This is a genomic window from Streptomyces sp. P17, assembly GCF_032436805.1.
Taxonomy (GTDB): domain Bacteria; phylum Actinomycetota; class Actinomycetes; order Streptomycetales; family Streptomycetaceae; genus Streptomyces.
This window is the reverse complement of record NZ_JAVRBF010000847.1, coordinates 1-270: the sequence shown is the minus strand read 5'-3', so window position 1 is coordinate 270 and position 270 is coordinate 1. Positions and strand designations below refer to the sequence as shown.

1 protein-coding gene is annotated in these 270 nt (G+C 65.6%); it reads left to right on the top strand.

The features are described from left to right. Window positions 1-3: 3 nt before the first annotated feature. Complete coding sequence (locus tag RMT89_RS46315; RefSeq protein WP_399498991.1) at window positions 4-144, top strand: FCD domain-containing protein; 141 nt, start codon at window positions 4-6, stop codon at window positions 142-144. Window positions 145-270: the final 126 nt, after the last annotated feature.

The window sequence follows — 270 nt, the reverse complement described above, 5'->3', positions numbered from 1 at the left end:
CATGTGCAGCACCGCGCCATCCTGGCCGCAATCGCGTCGCGTGACGAAGACGGCGCCGAACAGGCCATGCGCGCCCATCTGGGCGAACTTCAGAACATCTATCAGCGCCACAGCCTGAAGGAGACTTCTGCCGATGACCTCTGAACCGACCCGCCCCGTGCTGGAGCTGCGCGACCTGTCCATCCGCTTTCGCGGCCAGCCCGTTGATCTGATCGACCGTGTAAGCCTGTCGATCCGGCCGGGGCAGACGCTGGCGGTCGTGGGCGAATC